Below are 672 nucleotides of genomic sequence, written 5' to 3' on the forward strand. Positions count from 1 at the left end.
CGCGCGCCATTCCGCCAGATTGACGATGCGCGGCGCCACGCCACCGGGATGCAGGCTCAGCCTCAGCACATTGACCGGCGATTGGAGCAGCGACTGTTCGGAGATATCGGCGAGGAATGGGGCGATCGCTGCATTGGCGGAAACAAGATTCCAGTGCCGGTCCACCGCCAGCGCCGGAAAAGGCTCGTGGCCCTTGAGCACGGTCTCGACGGCGGCCACCGCCGGCGCCAGCGTGGCGTCGGTGAGCGGCTTTTCGCTGAAGCTCGGCGCGAAGCCCGCCGCGAGCAGGAGTTGGTTGCGTTGGCGAAGCGGGATCGAGAGCTGCTCGGCCAGATGCAGCACCATCTCGCGCGACGGCTGCGCGCGGCCGCTCTCGACAAAGGAGAGGTGCCGCTGCGAGATATCGGCCTCCATGGCGAGATCGAGCTGGCTCATGCGCCGCCGCGTGCGCCATTCGCGGATCAGGCTGCCGGCGGAGGGTTCGGGTGTGGTCATGAGGAGCAGGACTAGGGCCGAGGGGGAGGGATTTCAATTACCTGGGAGGTTATGGCTCCCTTCCCCCCTTGTGGGGGAAGGTGGCCGAGCGAAGCTCGGTCGGATGAGGGGTGTTCCAGGGAAAGCCAGCGTCTCACTCCGCTGGAACACCCCTCATCCGTCTCGGCGCTATCGCGC

1 protein-coding gene is annotated in these 672 nt (G+C 66.8%); it reads right to left on the reverse strand.

Annotated elements, in window-relative coordinates; translation table 11 throughout:
- The coding region (locus tag EOA28_RS37710; protein WP_148671209.1) for a helix-turn-helix domain-containing protein at positions 1–495 on the reverse strand (495 nt) is incomplete at its 3' end.
- Positions 496–672 lie beyond the last annotated feature (177 nt).

The organism is Mesorhizobium sp. M2A.F.Ca.ET.067.02.1.1 (assembly GCF_004023285.1).
Classification (GTDB): domain Bacteria; phylum Pseudomonadota; class Alphaproteobacteria; order Rhizobiales; family Rhizobiaceae; genus Mesorhizobium.